A 15,906-nucleotide genomic window follows, 5' to 3' on the forward strand; every position below is an offset into this window, starting at 1 on the left:
GCGATGAACAGACGATATCTTAGCTATTATGTAACTTTATTATTAATCAGTGCCTGCAACAAAAGCAAAGATTTCCCGCAGAAAACCGAAGATTCTTTAAAGATTGAAACTAACCAACAATCAGATTCTTTAACCATCAACAAAGAAAATACTTCTACAGAATTACAAAAAGATGAAGGAGAAGAATGGTTGAAAAATATATTCAAATCCAAAAATTCTGACAAATATTTCCCTGATTATAATGTAGAAGAAAAGCTCTGTACCGCAAGATATCAAGAGTTCATTACAGAATCAGGAGAATTATACGGTCCTTCTAATATAAGTGATGAAGATTTCCCTATTGCAGAACAAAAATATAAAACCAAATGGTCAAAAATCTATCCGATTAAAGAACAAGAAATGTGGCTTTTTGGACGAGGAAATGGAGATATTAATGAGTTAAAACAATTAAAAATTTCTAAAATTAAAGATTTACAATATTCTGTTTTTATCGATTACGGCGACGGAATAAAAACCCAAAATGAAGTTACTTTAGTTTCTGAAAACGGCAACTATAAAATTGATTATTGCAATACAAAATTTTTGTAATATTTAATTACAAAACTCAATAGTTACAATAATTCTCCATCTATTTTTTGCGTTAAAAATAGGCTTCTTTTACGTTCAAAAAATCCATTTAATATAAAAGTTGTAACTTTGCACCATCATAAGAAATTGATGTACAGCTTTCTTTAAGCTGATCTGTATTGGGATGGGATACAGAAATTCAAGTTGTTCAGTACAAATATCTAATTACCTCATCAGTAATTTATTTTTTTTTGAATCTATAAAAAGAGAGTGATTCCTTTTACATGATACACTCTTTTTCTAGAGTATAATCTATTGAAATATTTAAAATATAAACGTAAGACCTAAGGTTTTTATGATTTTATTTTATGATAATAAGTTTTTATGATTAAAAGCTTTAACAGACTATTTTGTACGATCATCATTTTTTAGAATAACTAAGATTAAACGTTTAATCTTCAATCAATATCTAATCTCTTATGTCAGCTAATAATGAAAAATTATGAATATGGAAAATATTGAAAACGGTAGAAAAGTAAAACTTAAAGTTGAAGATCTCACTATTATTTTTGGTAAAAACAAAGAAAAAGCACAAGAGCTCCTAGACAAAGGTTTTACTAAAAAAGAAATCCTTGAAAAAACAGGCTGTACTGTTGGTATCAACAAAGCTAGTTTTGAAATCTACGAAGGCGAATTTTTTGTAATTATGGGATTATCAGGAAGTGGTAAATCTACTCTATTACGCTGCCTTAACCGCCTTAACGAGCCTACTTCGGGAAAAGTATACATCAATGACGATAATATTACAGACAAAAATAACAAAGAATTATTAGAAGTTAGAAGAACTGAGATGAGTATGGTATTTCAAAAATTTGGACTACTACCCCATCATAACGTTTTAGACAATGCTGGTTTTGGGCTAGAAATTAGAGGCGAAAATAAAGCCTCACGTGACGAAAAAGCACAGAAAGCATTAGACATTGTAGGATTAAATGGTTTCGAAAATCAGTTTCCTTCTCAACTATCCGGAGGTATGCAGCAAAGAGTGGGATTAGCCAGAGCATTAGCTAATGATCCAGAAGTCTTGTTGATGGACGAAGCCTTCTCAGCTCTTGATCCTTTGATAAAATCAGAAATGCAAGATCAGATGCTTGAGCTACAAGAAAGTTTACAAAAAACAATAGTTTTTATTACACATGACTTGGACGAAGCCATCAAAATTGGAGATCGTATCGTCATCATGAAAGACGGCGTGATAGAACAAATAGGAACTACAGAAGATATCTTAACCAATCCTGCCAGTGATTATGTTAAAGCATTTGTAGAAAAAGTAGACCGCAAAACAATCATCACAGCCAAGTCATTAATGTCTGACAAAGCCACCGTAGTGCGATTCAGAAAAGATGGTCCAGAAGGTGCTTTAAGAAAAATGAGAGCAACAGGATTAGAAAATCTGCCAGTTGTCGATTTTCAAAATAAATTCCTCGGTTTTGTAACACTTAATGATGTTGTAAGAATCGCAAAAAAGAAAGAACCAACTGTAGAATCAATTATCAACAGTAATGTTCCGTCTGTGTATGCAGAAGCAACTGTAGAAGAAATGTTACCACTAATTTCCGGAAGCAAAGCAGCCATAGCAGTAGTAGAAGAAAATAATAAATTCTTAGGTCTTATAACCCAAATATCGCTCATCATAGAAGCTACAAAGTTTAACGAAGAGGAAATTATAGAATTAAAAGAAATCGCTAACAATCAATAAAATGAATAAAACTATAGATATCGGTCAATATGTAGAAACTGCAATCAATTGGCTTACAGAAAACGGAAAGCCTGTCTTTGATGTTATAAAACATGTAGGAAATTCCTCAATTATGGGCATTGAATGGGCGCTAGTCAATACTCCTTTTTATATTATCATTCTTCTTTTTGCGCTATTAGCATGGTGGAAAGCAGGGAAAGACATTGCGATCATTACTGTTGTAGGATTAGCCTTAATATATCTAATGGGCTTATGGAGAGAAACTATGGAGACTTTGGCGCTTATTTTTGTAGCCACTATTAGTGCCTTGGTCATTTCTGTTCCTTTAGGAATTTGGGCGGCTAAAAATAAATTAGCTGCAAAAGTTATTCGCCCGATGCTGGATTTAATGCAAACAATGCCAGCATTTGTTTACCTTATTCCAGCTGTATTATTTTTCAGTATAGGTAAAGTTCCTGGTGCTTTTGCAACAATTATTTTTGCAATGCCACCAGCAGTACGATTAACAACTTTAGGGATAGAAGCTGTCCCGAAAGATATTGTAGAAGCGGCACGTGCTTTTGGTGCTACCAACCGTCAGATTTTATTTAAAGTAGAATTACCCTTAGCTATGAAAACTATTTTAGCAGGAATTAACCAAACTATATTATTATCATTATCCATGGTCGTTATTGCCGGAATGATTGCTGCAGGTGGTCTAGGCGAAAAAGTATTAGAAGGAATTAATAATCTTGACATTGGATTAGGATTTGAAAGTGGATTATCCGTAGTGATTTTAGCCATTATTCTGGACAGAATTACTCAAGGATTTGTAAAGAAAAAACAATAAAATGAAAAGATTAAAGTATATATTTTTCTTAATTTTAATCGCCTCATCAGGTATATTTAATTCATGTGAAAATATAAAAAACTCTCAGTATATAACCATAGGGATGGTAGACGGCTGGGCAGAAGATGTTGCAATGACTCATCTTGCTAAAGCTATTCTTGATGAGCAAGGATATCATGTCATTATTCAGAAAGCGTCAACAGATATGATTTTGGCTTCTATGAATAATGGAGATACAGACCTTTTTATGGGCGTATGGCTACCCTACACTCACGCTACAAAAGTTGCCAAATTCCCAGGATTGATTAACCTCGGAACTAATTATGACAATGGTCGCATAGGTCTTGTCGTTCCGGACTATGTTCCCGTTAACTCAATAGAAGAGTTAAATCAGCATCAAGATCAATTCAATCACAGAATTATTGGTATTGAAAAAGGTGCCGGATTGACTTCCGGAACGGATAAAGCCATCATGGATTATCAACTAGATTACAAACAAATTAACTCTTCTACAATTGCAATGATTACAGAATTGCAAAATGCTATCAAACGTAAAGAATGGATTGTAGTAGCTGGCTGGCAACCACATTGGATGTTTGGACAGATGAAACTTAAGTTTCTTAAAGATCCAAAGGAAACATTTGGTAAAGCCGAACAAATTAAAACTTATAGCAGGAAAAACTTTGGTAACGATCATCCTGAATTAGAGAAATTCTTTACTAAGTTTCATTTGGATGACAAAAACATGGCTGATCTTTTAAGCAAAATGGAAGATCAAAAAGATAAAGCTTCTACCGCAAAAAAATGGGTAAAAGATCATCCTGATCTTATAAAATCCTGGTTAGACAAAAACTAATTATCACTAATATCCCGAGCTATGACTCGGGATATTTTTTTAATAATAAAACTAATAACTTCTATATTAGCTAATGAAAAATTCTAATGCTTATGCAATCTAAAGTTAATTAGATGTCCTACAATAAGACCAACTGCCCCAACATATATGAGAGGAAGATGCACTTCAAAAAATATATCTGCAAAGACAGAAACAGAAATTAATCCTATCGAAATCCAAAATAAGTAACGCAGTTTTTTAGATCTAATTTGACGTGTAATACGAAAAACTACAACAGCACTAATTATCAAAAAACTTAAATCAATATAAGGATTATGAGAAATCCCAATGGGAATTATCATTAACAACGGAAAAAGAAGACAATGTATTAAACATAGTACCACAGCAGAGATGCCAATAATATCAAGAATTTTAGATTTCATATGAAGATTTTTAAGGTTCTTATTGTAACTTTGTTGCAAATATAACAACAATCTTTCCTTAACGCAACTATATTGCATTAAAAAATATGAAACAAATTCGCAATACACAGTCAAAAAAGGATATTCTAGAAATATTCAACCACTCTCAGACTGCTTTATCACATAATGATATTCAGAAAAAAGTTGGAGATACTATTAATCGTGTCACAATTTATCGCATTTTAGAACGCTTAGAAGCAGAAGGACAAATCCACAAAATTATAAATGTTGACGGCGTTGTAAATTATGCAAAATGCCACAATTGCACGTCTAATAAAGAACATCAGCATAATCACATCCATTTCAGTTGTGAAGTTTGCAAGTCATTAACTTGTATAGAATATGAAATGCCAGTAATTAATCTTCCTAAAAGCTATGTCGCTAAAGAATTTAATTTCGTGATTAGCGGGATTTGTGAATCTTGCAATGTCTAAAGATTCAAATTAATCTAAAAAAAAGCCCTGATTATGTATGACTACAAAATCAAGGACTTAAAATTTATTAGTTGTATTAAAATGATTAAATCTAACTCATCTAATGATTAATTAAAGACTAATCTGTGGGATCTGTATGCCTTCTGTTATCTTTTTAAAGTTAATCAGCTCAGAGATAATTCTATTTTTTTGAGATTGAAAATAGTCTGTCTCAATGAATAAACTCTCGTAATAAGCTATTCCGCTCAATAAATTAGTTTTGAAATTATCCCATTTTTTGATCTGAGATTTTGTTAAATCATCAGTAAATTCTACGATTTCTTTTCTCAAATAATCTACATACAATTTTAATTCATTAATAAAAAGATGAGGACGGTGATCATCAGGTAAAATGTCATTGTAACCATAGATATGACTAACCATAGATGAAAGTGACAACTCTTTATTAAAAAAGCTCAAATTAGGCCCTGGACATACTACAACGCCTTGCTTCTCTCCCTTTACAGGAATATCCAATTCTAAGTAAGCAGCGTTAGCTAATCCCACACAAAGACAGGCTTTGTCAGTAATATTTTTCTTACATTTAGCATACACTTCATCCGTTAGATTACATCTGTTGTTTTCCAATTCTTCTAGCTTAATATCTTGATATTTTCTAGATGCCGTACAAGTACCTTTCGGTGTAAATTCTTTACTAAGTGCCAAAAATTTCTTCGGACAAGAACTCCCAAATTTACTTGTTGCAATATTAAAATCCTTAATTGCATCATTACTTGTCCCTCGCACCGTATTGAATGGCACACCTAATGGCGACATATTGCTAAGATAATAATCCTCTGCCTTAGCATTAAGCAATAATGTTCTTGTCTCCTCATCCACAGAAGTAGCCTCAGGAACTAGTAAAAATGGAGAACCCCAACCCACGCTATCTGCTTTATAATTGGACAATAAAAAGTCGTGTTCTTGAGAAGTTCCTACGCCGCCTTGCACAGAAATTTTGATTTTCAAAGGCTCAGCAGGCACTAGTTTTCCTTTTTGCTCCAAGGCTGATTTCCACAAAGCAAAAGCCGAACTTTGAAGTTCATTTAGTTTTTGTTTAAACTCTTCCATTATTGGTCCCATTAGAAGACCTTCGGTTGCAAAAGCGTGTCCACCACAATTAAGCCCAGATTCAATTCTGTATTCTGAAACCCAAAGTCCCTTTTTAGCAAGAAAATTACCTTGTATCATTGCAGAGCGAAAATCACTCACTTTTAAGATGATTTTCTTTTTCAGTTTTCCATTTTCATTCGGAAAAAAGTCCTCAAATTCTTCCAGATAGCTGTACAATCTTGGATTCATCCCGGCAGAAAAAACGACTGAAGATGATAATTTACTGTTGGCAAAACCACGCAAAGAGGCATGTGCATCATTATAAACCGTTGGGAGCTGAGTATTTTTATCAAAATTATCTTTGTCCACTTTGGTCATGATATTAACATCAATTTCGCCTGGGTTAAAGTTAGTTTCAATAAAATTTCTCAGGCTTTCCGCTAAATTATCTTTGGTATTAAGGATATTTTGCAAACCATTCTTAAGACCAGAAGTACTGGGTAACATTCCGATAAACTGTTTCAGACTTTCTGTATTTTTGGAAATTTCTTCTTTAAAATCTTTAAACTTTTTGCTTACAATATCATCCATCATATCGAGATAAGCCGTAACCCTCTCCGCTCTATGATCTATAGATTTGGCAGAAATAGCAGTATAATTGAAATTAAATTTTTTGCTGTAGAAATCACGCATTTTCTCAACGATTTCGTCATCGATAATTGATACTACAGAAGAAATCCCGAATTGAGCCACTCTAATTGGAGTATCTATCGTATAAGCAAGCCCCATTACAGGAATATGAAAGTTATGTGCAGACTTTTTATTCATTATTCATAAATTAATTAAATATATTTTTTAGATTTCGTAACATTTACAGGTGAAATCAACTGTTATGTAAACGCTAACAAATTTAAGATTTTATAATACTACTATGCTAGAAATAATAATTATTTATAGATCAAAAAAGAGGATTTATATCATATTTTTTTAAAAATTATTAAAATCAATCTTCAATAAACTTTCTCGATATATGATTTACACTGCAAATGTGAGGAAAGTGATAAATTAAAAATTACTACAACTTTTTACATCGTCTCTTTTCAATTTCACATTTTTTTGTAATTTAGTTATATTGAAAAAGAATCGGCACAGTTAGGTCTTTCTTGAACTAAAGTTCTTCGAATTAACGCACTTCGCCAATACTTTTTACGTTGTTGCGACAACTTCCTATGGTCGCTGTCGCAACAACGGAGGCTCGGCTACGCCGACGTTTTACGAAACGACCAGAACCGGTCGTCATCGCAAAACTTCGGCTTTGAGAAATTTACTCTTAGAAGCAAGCTTCCTGAGTAAACTTCACAAAGCCGAGCCTCCGTTAGCAGAAATGGTTAACAAATATTCCGCTTAAACAAACTAAACATAAAATGAATAAAATATTTTTAATCTTTTTAGTATTTTTCGCAAGTATAATTTTATTTAGCTGTGATGAAGATGATTGCTTTACACCTCCACAAAATATTGTATTTGAATTCATAAATGTATCTGGAGAAAATTTAATACAAAATGGAACTTTAGGCAAATCAAAAATCATTATTCAGCAAAACGAAGGTAATGGAAATTTAATCGGAATTAATACAAACATAAGAGAAGATAATAAAATATCCTTAGAAGGAATTGGTTGGAATGAAGGAACAAAAAATTATGATGTTTATGTAATGATTGATCCTGTAAAAATTTTTAATTTTAAAGTTACTTCATCAAAAATAACTGGAAAATGTGGAGGTTATAAAATTGATAATTTTCTAATTGAAAATATAAACTCGACAAACAAAAATGGATATTACAAAATTACTGTTGAATAGAAAACCACTTCTGCTAACATTGGTAACCGTTGCACAACTCTGTAATTTTTAAAAATACAGAAAATATCGACCTCGTTTTAGCCTTTTTAAGCGGGGTTTATTCTGGCAATTTCCAGGAAAATAGAATAATTAAAGAGGCTTAAATCCAAGCTATCGAACATGTATTTTGTTGCTTATCTAAAAACCAAAACCTCTTCTTGAGAAGCTGCATTTGTTGAACTAAGATATTCGGTTTTTTCGTCACAAAATTCAGGTATTTCTTCAGGCTGTAACACAGCGCCGACATCAAAACATAGGGTTATAGTCTAAATTGAAAATCGAACAACTTTTTACCACCGAATGCTTTTTGTTCCAACATTTTTTGTAATTTAGTTTCCACTAAAAAGCAACGGCTCAGCTTGGTCTTTCTTGAACTTTCAGTCTTTCGAATTCCCGCACTTCGCCAAAACTTTTTACGTTATGTGTAATGCGAAAAGTCCGTTCAAAAACAAAACTCTGCTTTAAAATTTCAAAATGGAAAAAGACATTGAAGAACTAAAATATCCAATCGGAAAATTTCAAAATCCAGAAAATATTGACAAAAATCAAATTGAAAATTGGATTAAAATAATCGAAGAATTTCCTCAAAAAATAAGCAATGAAACTGAAAAATTAACCGAAAAAGAACTGAATAAAACTTACAGACCAAACGGTTGGACAATCTCACAAGTGGTAAATCATTGTGCTGACAGCCATATGAACAGTATCATTCGTTTTAAACTTGCTTTAACCGAAGAAACACCAACAATAAAACCTTATTTTGAAAATTTATGGGCTGAATTATCAGATTCAAAAGACTTTCCGATTGAAAGTTCTTTAAAAATATTGGAAGGTTTACATAAAAGATGGTCTGAAATAATGAAAAAATTGAATGACAATGACTTGGAAAGAGAGTTTATACATCCTGAAACTCAAGAAAGGATAACTTTAAAAAGAAATATTGGAATTTATGCTTGGCATTGTGAACATCATTTGGCTCACATTAGAAACGCCAAACAAAACTAAAATAAACTCGTACTACACATGGGTTTTGCAAAATGTGGGCAGTTATCTAAGTTGAATATTTTGTCTATTTGATTCGCAAATTGCTTTTCAACTTCACATATTTTTCGTAAGTTTATTCCATTGAAAAAATATTGGCTACGTTTCTGAATTCTTGAACTTTCAGTTCTCCGAATTCCCGCACTTCGCCAATACTTTTTACGTTGTTGCGACAACTCCCTATGGTCGCTGTCGCAACAATGGAGGCTCGGCTACGCCGACGTTTTACGAAACGACCAGAACCGGTCGTCATCGCAAAACTTCGGCTTTGAGAAATTTACTCTTAGAAGCAAGCTTCCTGAGTAAACTTCACAAAGCCTTTTTCCGTTAGTACAAACTGTTCTCAAACCTTACATTTCAACTAATATTAATCTTAAAACTAAAATATTATGAAAAAAATCAATCTATTCGGAGGTATATTTTTCCTCTTATTAATTCTAATTGGATGTCGAAATGAAAATCTGTATTCGGAAAATTCAAATTAATCACAAAAAGAAATTACTCTTAAAAGAGTTTATAAAGAAAATATTCCACAAATAATTACTTTTGTAGAAACTAAAATTGAAAATCTTAAAATACCAATTCCTAACTCTAGTCGTATTAATAATAAAACAGAAACGGCTTTTGGAGAAGTAGATACAAGCTATATTATCCAAAGCATTAATCAAAACGTGGATACTCACTATATTTTCTCAATAATTCCAGAATCTAAAATTGGAAACACTCAAACTTATAATCTCGAAATAAAATACGATAAAACACTTATAGAACTCTCTAAAATCATTGTGTATCAACCAACTAATGAATGGATTTTAAATGGCAATGACGATTATTCAAAATTTTCAGGAAATATCAGTACTTATTCATTAGATGGTGTTTTAGAAACAACAGAAACTTATCTTAATGGCACTGGTGGTTGCAATCCACCTATCCCTTGTACTTATTGTCCATCTGGTCCTGGTGGCGGAACTGGTGGCGGAACGCATTGCCAATCCTTTCTTGAATGTGTAGAAGATGAAAATGGAAATTTAATATGTTACATGGTCGAAGTCTGTACATCTGCTAAGGTTACCGGTACTTTACGTCAAAACTGTAGTGGATCCGGAGTAGTAATCACCACCTACTCCCCCATTATATACCTTGCAAATAATATGTCTGCTTTAGGTTATCCTTTAACATCAACTGAAAATTCTTTTTTATCAAATTCTAATAATAATACAATTACATCTGGCCTTAGCATTTATTTGGAAAACAATAAAAATCAACAAGGTACACAATTCGTAAAATGGGCGATCGCTTTCTTTATGCAAAATAATGATATAACTTGGGCACAATTTAAAAATTGGTTTATTACAAAATCAGATTCTCAATCAATGGAATATGATAATGGTATATCTGATGCTGTGTTTTCGCAACAAACCTTCCAACAACATTCATTACCTAAAATGTCCGATTATGAGCTAGCTTTCCCATCCAAACCCAACCCAACATATCCTGATTACTATAGAGATGCTGAATCAAATATTAATGTATATAACAACTATGTTGGGGGAAGACTAAAGGCTAAATTTAATGAAGGCCCTATGAATTCATCAAATGAACTATGGAATGCTTGTGCAACAAGACAATCTTACGCTCACAATAAATTAGGTATTATGATACCTTTTCAACATAACGATTTAATAGGTGATAATAATTGGAATTATATTGTAAAAGCATCTACAATGGGTATATTTCTTGAAAAGACTTATGGAGCACTTACCTACAAACTAATAGGGGCTGATGCAAATGACAAAAATAAAATAGCAAAATTTTTAGAAGGCAAAACTGGTATTTATTTATCAATAAATAATGATCGTAGCCTAGCAGGTTTTTCAGGACATACTGATATGATAAAAAACGGTTATGTTTCTGGTGGTGCTAATGTTACAAATTCTAATGGCAATATTGTTAATGGTGGCATAAAGTATATTTATATTTGGGAATTATAATAATTTTATCATGAGATTAACTATTACAGTTCTTTTTAGTCTACTTTGTCAATTAAGTTTTGCACAAAACAATTTTATGTATAAATATGAAAATCCAAAAATAAAAATTGGAAATTACACCTATACTTTAAGTTATCAATATTCTTACTCACCAGAAGATAAAGTATGTTATTTTTCAAGATTATTAATCAAAGGTAATAAAATGCAATACTTTGGGAATTTCAGATACCAACTCAAGAGCAGTATGGAAATGCAAATCAGTCCAGATAACCCACCTCCTAAAAAAATAGAAAACAAAATATTAAGTAATAGTTATTTTAATATTGATGAAGAAAAAAAACAAATTATTTTAACAACATACTATTATAATAATGAAATAGAAATTGATAAAGAAACAGAGACAGAAATATACCAACAAGGAAAAAAAGGTTTTTTTTATCTTTTGGAAAAACAGACTAAATATAAAAATGGAGAAATAAAAAGTGAGAAAAAATCCTCAAAAGACATAATATTTTACAAGACTCCATCTTATCTTTTAAACTAGAAATATCCTTGCGTAAGCAAGGATATTTCTAGTTTATTAATTTATCTATAACGGTTTAGAATTATTCAATGACAGAAAAGAAATATAATATGCAAGAAAAAGAAACTATAAGCCTCTTTCAAAAACGGAAATAGAGCATCGCAAAAAACACCTTCTGCTAACATTGGTAACCGTTGCACAACTCTGTAATTTTTAAAAATACAGAAAATATCAACCTCGTTTTAGCCTTTTTAAGCGAGGTTTATTTTGGCAATTTCCAGGAAAATATAATAATCTAAGAGGCTTAAATTCAAGCCATCGAACAAGTATTTTGTTGCTTATCTAAAAACCAAAACCTCTTCTTGAGAAGCTGCATTTGTGAAACTAAGACATTCGGTTTTTTCGTCGTAAAATTCAGGTATTTCTTCAGGTTGTAACACAGCGCCGACATCAAAACGTGTTTGTTCGCCTGAGCTTTTCCACCGCTGTTAACACGTTTCATATTGTGGTAGTTGATCAGCGTCCCCAAAACAGGTTCAACCGTACTTGAACGGCGTTTAACCAGCCTGCGGTGATAAGTTTTGTGTTGCGTTAGTTTTTCATGCATTCTATCATAAAGTGGCTTTTGGATGCTGTCTTCCAGCTTTTTAAACTTCGTCAATTTGCCACAACATTCTTGTCGTAGAGGGCAATTGCCACAATCTTTCTCGCTACTGCGATAGCTTTTCTTGTCGTAGCCTTTACTGTCTGTTAAAATCCGTTTGAAGGGTAATAAGGCTCGGTTTCCGCCCGCTTGAATACATTCGTAGCGATTTTTTTCTTTATTAAATATAAATCCTTCACGGACGGGTTTGTACTGTCCGAAGTTCGGAATCCAAGCATCTAAATTTTTGTCCTAGCAATATTGCAAACTCGTCCCACTGCTGTAACCAGCATCGGCTAACACCTCATTGATTTCGATACCGTTTTGTCCAAGATTCTCAAGCGTTTGATCCATAATATCGGAAAATATGGCGCTGTCTTTGCTCCCAGCAGTACTCGCGCAAGCACCGGTGATGACATGATGTTTATCGTCAACAGATAGTTGCCCTGCGTAATTCAGTTGGCGAGGTTTCCCCGGTTTGGTTGAGATCTTCGCATCCGAATCTGTTGGACTGTAATGGGTGTGGTTGCTTAGGAATTTTGGACGAATTTCGTTCCCGTCCTCATCATGAGCTATAATTTTCTTAGCACCGGGCATCTTTTTATACTCTTCTTTTTTCCATTGATGATGTTGCTCCACCAGCTTTTTCCGCGTAGATGTAGTTTTGAATTCTGAGTTCAATTCAAGTTCATTAACATAAGCTGAAGAGTCCTGCAAAACATCCTTCTCCACCAAAGAATCCATACTTGCATTGGCTTTGATAAAGGCTGCATCTACCGCCTGACGCTTGCCTCTTACCATGCCTTGTTCGACACACTTTTTTAAAATTAATTGAAAAAGCCCCAAGAAAACTTCCTCGCCAAAAAGGGATCGTGTCCGCCTGATTGTGGAATGCCAAGGTAATTCTTCGTTGAGATCATAGCCTAAAAATAATCGGACGTCTAGACAATTGCTGCAATAACGTATCAGCGCACGATCGCTATTGATATTGTTGAGATAGCCAACCAGCAAAATCTTGAAAAAAAACTACAGGATCAATACTATCCTGACCCTGGCTGCCATAATAATTTGGGGTAGCTTTATACAGAAAATCCAGCTCTAAAGACTGATTGACGCGGCGATAAAAATTATCTGAAGGAACTAAAATATCTAAGCTTAGTTCGTAAAATAACTGTGGTGTGAATACTTTCCGGCCTTGCATCAGGATGATTTATTTTAGTCTAATTTAATAAATAAAATACTAACAACCAAATGTTTAACTAAAAAAAACATGATAGATTAAGACAAAACACCAAATCTAAAATTGAGTTGTGCAACAAGCACATTGTATTGTCAAAATGCGGGGTTTTGTGAAAGTTGAAAATTTCGTCTATTTAATCCGCAAATTGCTTTTTAATTTCACATAATTTTATTAATTTAGTTTCATTGAAAAAGCATTTGCTTCGTTTCTGAATTCTTGAACTAAAGTTCTTCGAATTCCCGCACTTCGCAAAGCCTTTTTCCGTTAGCAGAAATATCAAACCATGAAGCTTAATAACAAAGAATTACATGACTTCTTTTTAAGTAAAGATATATTAGCACTATATCATGCTAATACAGTAACAACATCAATTACTTTTTTAAAAGAGAAAGGTTTATTATCAAGAGGAGCTGTAGAGGATTTAGGTCTTGTTCAAACTTATCAAAAATCTGATGATGCTGATAAAATTGTTAATGTTTGGAATGATGTCTTTTTAGATACAATTGATTTACACACTCATTTTAAAAGACAGAATTTTTATGGACCAATATTATTTGAGTTTGATATTTCATTAATATTAGATGATAGTTATGATATCTGGATAACAAAAGATAATCCAATGTATTGGGATGAAGATACCCCTAATGAAGATAGATATTTTATTGATGTAGATGAATTAAGAGAAGGATGGGATAAATATCCTCGTCAAAAGAAAATGATTACAATACGAGGTGTTAATAAACCTATTTTATTTGAATATGTTAGAAGGGTTCTTGTTGATGATCCAAGAATCAAAATACCAAATGAAAGTGGAGAGTATTTTTCTGTAGTTAACGCTGCTACTAATTTAATAAAAGAAGTAGTTCCAGATAATCATATTTTAAAAGGGAAATTTACTTTTAGACAATGTAAAAATTGTTATTGTAGAGAAAATTATTTGAGAGAAGTTAGTGTAAATGAAATTAAAAAGTTATTTTTATAAAAAAATTAATTATGAAAAAAGAAACAAAATGCAATAATTGTAGTACTGAAGTAGTAATTATTGAGAATAAAATGTTCTATTCAGGGGAAAAGAAAATAATGAATATATTTTGTCCTATATGTAATGATAAAATTACACAAGAGATGACTGATGGTTTTTTCTTTGTTCAATCAAAAACGGAATATTTAAAAGAAATACAAATTGATTTACAAAAAGAGAAATTAGCTTTAGAAAATATTTAAGATACTTCTGCTAACATCGGTAACCGTTGCACAACTCTGTAATTTTTAAAAATAAAGAAAATATCGACCTCGTCTTAGCCTTTTTAAGCGAGGTTAATTCTGGCAATTTCCAGGAAAATAGAATAATTAAAGAGGCTTAAATCCAAGCTATCGAACATGTATTTTGTTGCTTATCTAAAAACCAAAACCTCTTCTTGAGAAGCTGCATTTGTTGAACTAAGATATTCGGTTTTTTCGTCACAAAATTCAGGTATTTTTTCAGGCTGTAACACAGCGCCGACATCAAAACATAGGGTTATAGTCTAAATTGAAAATCGAACAACTTTTTACCACCGAATGCTTTTTGTTCCAACATTTTTTGTAATTTAGTTTCCACTAAAAAGCAACGGCTCAACTTGGTCTTTCTTGAACTTTCAGTCTTTCGAATTCCCGCACTTCGCCAAAACTTTTTACGTTAGCAGAAATTTCCCCCTAAATATGTTAGAAAATCAAAGAGTTAAATTAAAATCATTTTTAGGCATAAAGTCAAATAATTCTGATTTTGACCAAAGAGAAAATTATTGGATTTTAATTGGGAAAACAGGAAAAGTTATTGAAACAAAAAATAAAAATTTTGAAAACAGAGTTTTGGTAATATTTGATGATAATTTAGATGATTTAAATCTATTTAATCATAATCCAATAAAAAATTCTTTATGGATTTTAATTACAGATTTAGAAATTGTCAAATAGTATCGTTGTATTGGCGCAATGCGGGTAATTTATCCAGGTTGCCTACTCAATTTTTTAACCTACCGAATGCTTTTAGTTCCATTGAAAAAGCATTTGCTACGTTTCTGAATTGTTGAACTTTTGGTTCTTCGAATTCCCGCACTTCGCAAAGCCTTTTTACGCTATTACGAAATTTTATAAAAAAATGTTAGACTTAAATAATCCTAGAACAGAAATAATTTTTAAAGCCTCAAGTTATACCGACAAACTGAAAAATTGTTGTGGGAAATACACTATTGAGAATTTTGAAAAAAGACAAAATATTTTCATCAAAATGTTATTGATTTGTGATGAGTTTGAACAATTTTATAACATAAATTATTCTGGCAATCAATGGGAAGTTAAAGTAATACTTGATACCATAAGAAAAGAAATCGAAAATTTGAGTATTATTAATACAGAAACAGAACCTAAAAATTGTAAAGTTTGCAATGGCGAATTATTCATTTACAAGTCAAAAATAAAAGAATTTGGAACATTTTACTATTGCAACAAATGTCCAAGCCTAATAGTTGAAAAACTTAATGAACTTGAAAGTTTAACCGGTGCAATATTTATCTAGTGAAACTAAAAA

15 protein-coding genes and 1 pseudogene are annotated in these 15,906 nt (G+C 32.1%); 13 read left to right on the top strand and 3 right to left on the bottom strand.

Features of this window, described 5'->3' with window-relative positions; genetic code table 11:
• Positions 1 to 3: 3 nt before the first annotated feature.
• The 4 genes from ACQQ6V_RS05940 (at position 4) to ACQQ6V_RS05955 (ending at position 4,011) form a co-directional block, all read left to right on the top strand.
• On the top strand, positions 4 to 588 hold the full coding sequence (locus ACQQ6V_RS05940) for a hypothetical protein (protein ID WP_448844636.1): 585 nt from the start codon (positions 4 to 6) through the stop codon (positions 586 to 588).
• Positions 589 to 1,075: 487 nt separating this feature from the next.
• Entirely contained in the window at positions 1,076 to 2,326 is a 1,251-nt protein-coding gene (locus ACQQ6V_RS05945) for a quaternary amine ABC transporter ATP-binding protein (RefSeq protein WP_448844637.1), read from the top strand.
• A 1-nt stretch (position 2,327) separates the two neighbouring features.
• A complete protein-coding gene (locus ACQQ6V_RS05950; RefSeq protein WP_448844638.1) occupies positions 2,328 to 3,155 on the top strand; it encodes an ABC transporter permease in 828 nt (275 codons plus the stop codon).
• 1 nt (position 3,156) lies between these two features.
• The gene (locus tag ACQQ6V_RS05955; RefSeq protein WP_448844639.1) at positions 3,157 to 4,011 is read left to right on the top strand and encodes a glycine betaine ABC transporter substrate-binding protein; all 855 of its coding nucleotides are present in this window, start codon (positions 3,157 to 3,159) and stop codon (positions 4,009 to 4,011) included.
• A gap of 83 nt (positions 4,012 to 4,094) precedes the next feature.
• On the opposite strand, the gene ACQQ6V_RS05960 is transcribed toward ACQQ6V_RS05955, so the two are convergent.
• Positions 4,095 to 4,511: a MerC domain-containing protein gene (locus ACQQ6V_RS05960; protein ID WP_448844640.1), complete on the bottom strand. Its 417-nt coding sequence runs from the start codon at positions 4,509 to 4,511 to the stop codon at positions 4,095 to 4,097.
• Between the two features lie 8 nt (positions 4,512 to 4,519).
• Between ACQQ6V_RS05960 and ACQQ6V_RS05965 the strand changes: the two genes are divergently transcribed.
• Complete coding sequence (locus tag ACQQ6V_RS05965; RefSeq protein WP_448844641.1) at positions 4,520 to 4,906, top strand: Fur family transcriptional regulator; 387 nt, start codon at positions 4,520 to 4,522, stop codon at positions 4,904 to 4,906.
• A 111-nt stretch (positions 4,907 to 5,017) separates the two neighbouring features.
• Here ACQQ6V_RS05965 and ACQQ6V_RS05970 read toward each other — a convergent pair whose 3' ends face one another.
• Positions 5,018 to 6,826 carry a hypothetical protein gene (locus ACQQ6V_RS05970; protein WP_448844642.1) on the bottom strand — a complete coding sequence of 603 codons (1,809 nt, stop codon included), beginning with the start codon at positions 6,824 to 6,826 and terminating at the stop codon, positions 5,018 to 5,020.
• Positions 6,827 to 7,422: 596 nt separating this feature from the next.
• Here ACQQ6V_RS05970 and ACQQ6V_RS05975 point away from each other — a divergent pair.
• From ACQQ6V_RS05975 to ACQQ6V_RS05990, 4 genes are all read left to right on the top strand, one after another.
• The gene (locus ACQQ6V_RS05975) at positions 7,423 to 7,860 is read left to right on the top strand and encodes a hypothetical protein (protein ID WP_448844643.1); all 438 of its coding nucleotides are present in this window, start codon (positions 7,423 to 7,425) and stop codon (positions 7,858 to 7,860) included.
• Between the two features lie 513 nt (positions 7,861 to 8,373).
• Positions 8,374 to 8,904 (top strand): YfiT family bacillithiol transferase, encoded by a 531-nt coding sequence (locus ACQQ6V_RS05980; RefSeq protein ID WP_448844644.1) that lies wholly within the window; start codon positions 8,374 to 8,376, stop codon positions 8,902 to 8,904.
• A gap of 707 nt (positions 8,905 to 9,611) precedes the next feature.
• Positions 9,612 to 10,931 (top strand): T6SS effector amidase Tae4 family protein, encoded by a 1,320-nt coding sequence (locus tag ACQQ6V_RS05985; protein ID WP_448844645.1) that lies wholly within the window; start codon positions 9,612 to 9,614, stop codon positions 10,929 to 10,931.
• A gap of 10 nt (positions 10,932 to 10,941) precedes the next feature.
• A complete protein-coding gene (locus tag ACQQ6V_RS05990; RefSeq protein ID WP_448844646.1) occupies positions 10,942 to 11,475 on the top strand; it encodes a hypothetical protein in 534 nt (177 codons plus the stop codon).
• 289 nt (positions 11,476 to 11,764) lie between these two features.
• Here the strand turns inward: ACQQ6V_RS05990 and ACQQ6V_RS05995 are convergent.
• Positions 11,765 to 13,298 (bottom strand): annotated as a pseudogene (locus tag ACQQ6V_RS05995) (IS1182 family transposase).
• Positions 13,299 to 13,620: 322 nt separating this feature from the next.
• Between ACQQ6V_RS05995 and ACQQ6V_RS06000 the strand changes: the two are divergent.
• The 4 genes from ACQQ6V_RS06000 to ACQQ6V_RS06015 all read left to right on the top strand — a co-directional run bounded on the left by ACQQ6V_RS06000 (position 13,621) and on the right by ACQQ6V_RS06015 (position 15,894).
• A complete protein-coding gene (locus ACQQ6V_RS06000) occupies positions 13,621 to 14,319 on the top strand; it encodes a hypothetical protein (RefSeq protein ID WP_448844647.1) in 699 nt (232 codons plus the stop codon).
• A gap of 11 nt (positions 14,320 to 14,330) precedes the next feature.
• The gene (locus ACQQ6V_RS06005) at positions 14,331 to 14,561 is read left to right on the top strand and encodes a hypothetical protein (protein ID WP_448844648.1); all 231 of its coding nucleotides are present in this window, start codon (positions 14,331 to 14,333) and stop codon (positions 14,559 to 14,561) included.
• Between the two features lie 477 nt (positions 14,562 to 15,038).
• On the top strand, positions 15,039 to 15,293 hold the full coding sequence (locus ACQQ6V_RS06010; protein ID WP_448844649.1) for a hypothetical protein: 255 nt from the start codon (positions 15,039 to 15,041) through the stop codon (positions 15,291 to 15,293).
• Positions 15,294 to 15,477: 184 nt separating this feature from the next.
• A complete protein-coding gene (locus ACQQ6V_RS06015; protein ID WP_448844650.1) occupies positions 15,478 to 15,894 on the top strand; it encodes a hypothetical protein in 417 nt (138 codons plus the stop codon).
• The last annotated feature ends 12 nt before the right edge of the window (positions 15,895 to 15,906 follow it).

This window comes from Chryseobacterium electrogenes, from assembly GCF_053553015.1.

Excerpts from the sequence above, each read along its gene's own strand:
- ACQQ6V_RS05940 (WP_448844636.1), top strand. The coding sequence starts at position 4 with ATGAACAGACGATATCTTAGCTATTATGTAACTTTATTATTAATCAGT.
- ACQQ6V_RS05945 (WP_448844637.1), top strand. The coding sequence starts at position 1,076 with ATGGAAAATATTGAAAACGGTAGAAAAGTAAAACTTAAAGTTGAAGAT.
- ACQQ6V_RS05950 (WP_448844638.1), top strand. The coding sequence starts at position 2,328 with ATGAATAAAACTATAGATATCGGTCAATATGTAGAAACTGCAATCAAT.
- ACQQ6V_RS05955 (WP_448844639.1), top strand. The coding sequence starts at position 3,157 with ATGAAAAGATTAAAGTATATATTTTTCTTAATTTTAATCGCCTCATCA.
- ACQQ6V_RS05960 (WP_448844640.1), bottom strand. The coding sequence starts at position 4,511 with ATGCAATATAGTTGCGTTAAGGAAAGATTGTTGTTATATTTGCAACAA.
- ACQQ6V_RS05965 (WP_448844641.1), top strand. The coding sequence starts at position 4,520 with ATGAAACAAATTCGCAATACACAGTCAAAAAAGGATATTCTAGAAATA.
- ACQQ6V_RS05970 (WP_448844642.1), bottom strand. The coding sequence starts at position 6,826 with ATGAATAAAAAGTCTGCACATAACTTTCATATTCCTGTAATGGGGCTT.
- ACQQ6V_RS05975 (WP_448844643.1), top strand. The coding sequence starts at position 7,423 with ATGAATAAAATATTTTTAATCTTTTTAGTATTTTTCGCAAGTATAATT.
- ACQQ6V_RS05980 (WP_448844644.1), top strand. The coding sequence starts at position 8,374 with ATGGAAAAAGACATTGAAGAACTAAAATATCCAATCGGAAAATTTCAA.
- ACQQ6V_RS05990 (WP_448844646.1), top strand. The coding sequence starts at position 10,942 with ATGAGATTAACTATTACAGTTCTTTTTAGTCTACTTTGTCAATTAAGT.
- ACQQ6V_RS06000 (WP_448844647.1), top strand. The coding sequence starts at position 13,621 with ATGAAGCTTAATAACAAAGAATTACATGACTTCTTTTTAAGTAAAGAT.
- ACQQ6V_RS06005 (WP_448844648.1), top strand. The coding sequence starts at position 14,331 with ATGAAAAAAGAAACAAAATGCAATAATTGTAGTACTGAAGTAGTAATT.
- ACQQ6V_RS06010 (WP_448844649.1), top strand. The coding sequence starts at position 15,039 with ATGTTAGAAAATCAAAGAGTTAAATTAAAATCATTTTTAGGCATAAAG.
- ACQQ6V_RS06015 (WP_448844650.1), top strand. The coding sequence starts at position 15,478 with ATGTTAGACTTAAATAATCCTAGAACAGAAATAATTTTTAAAGCCTCA.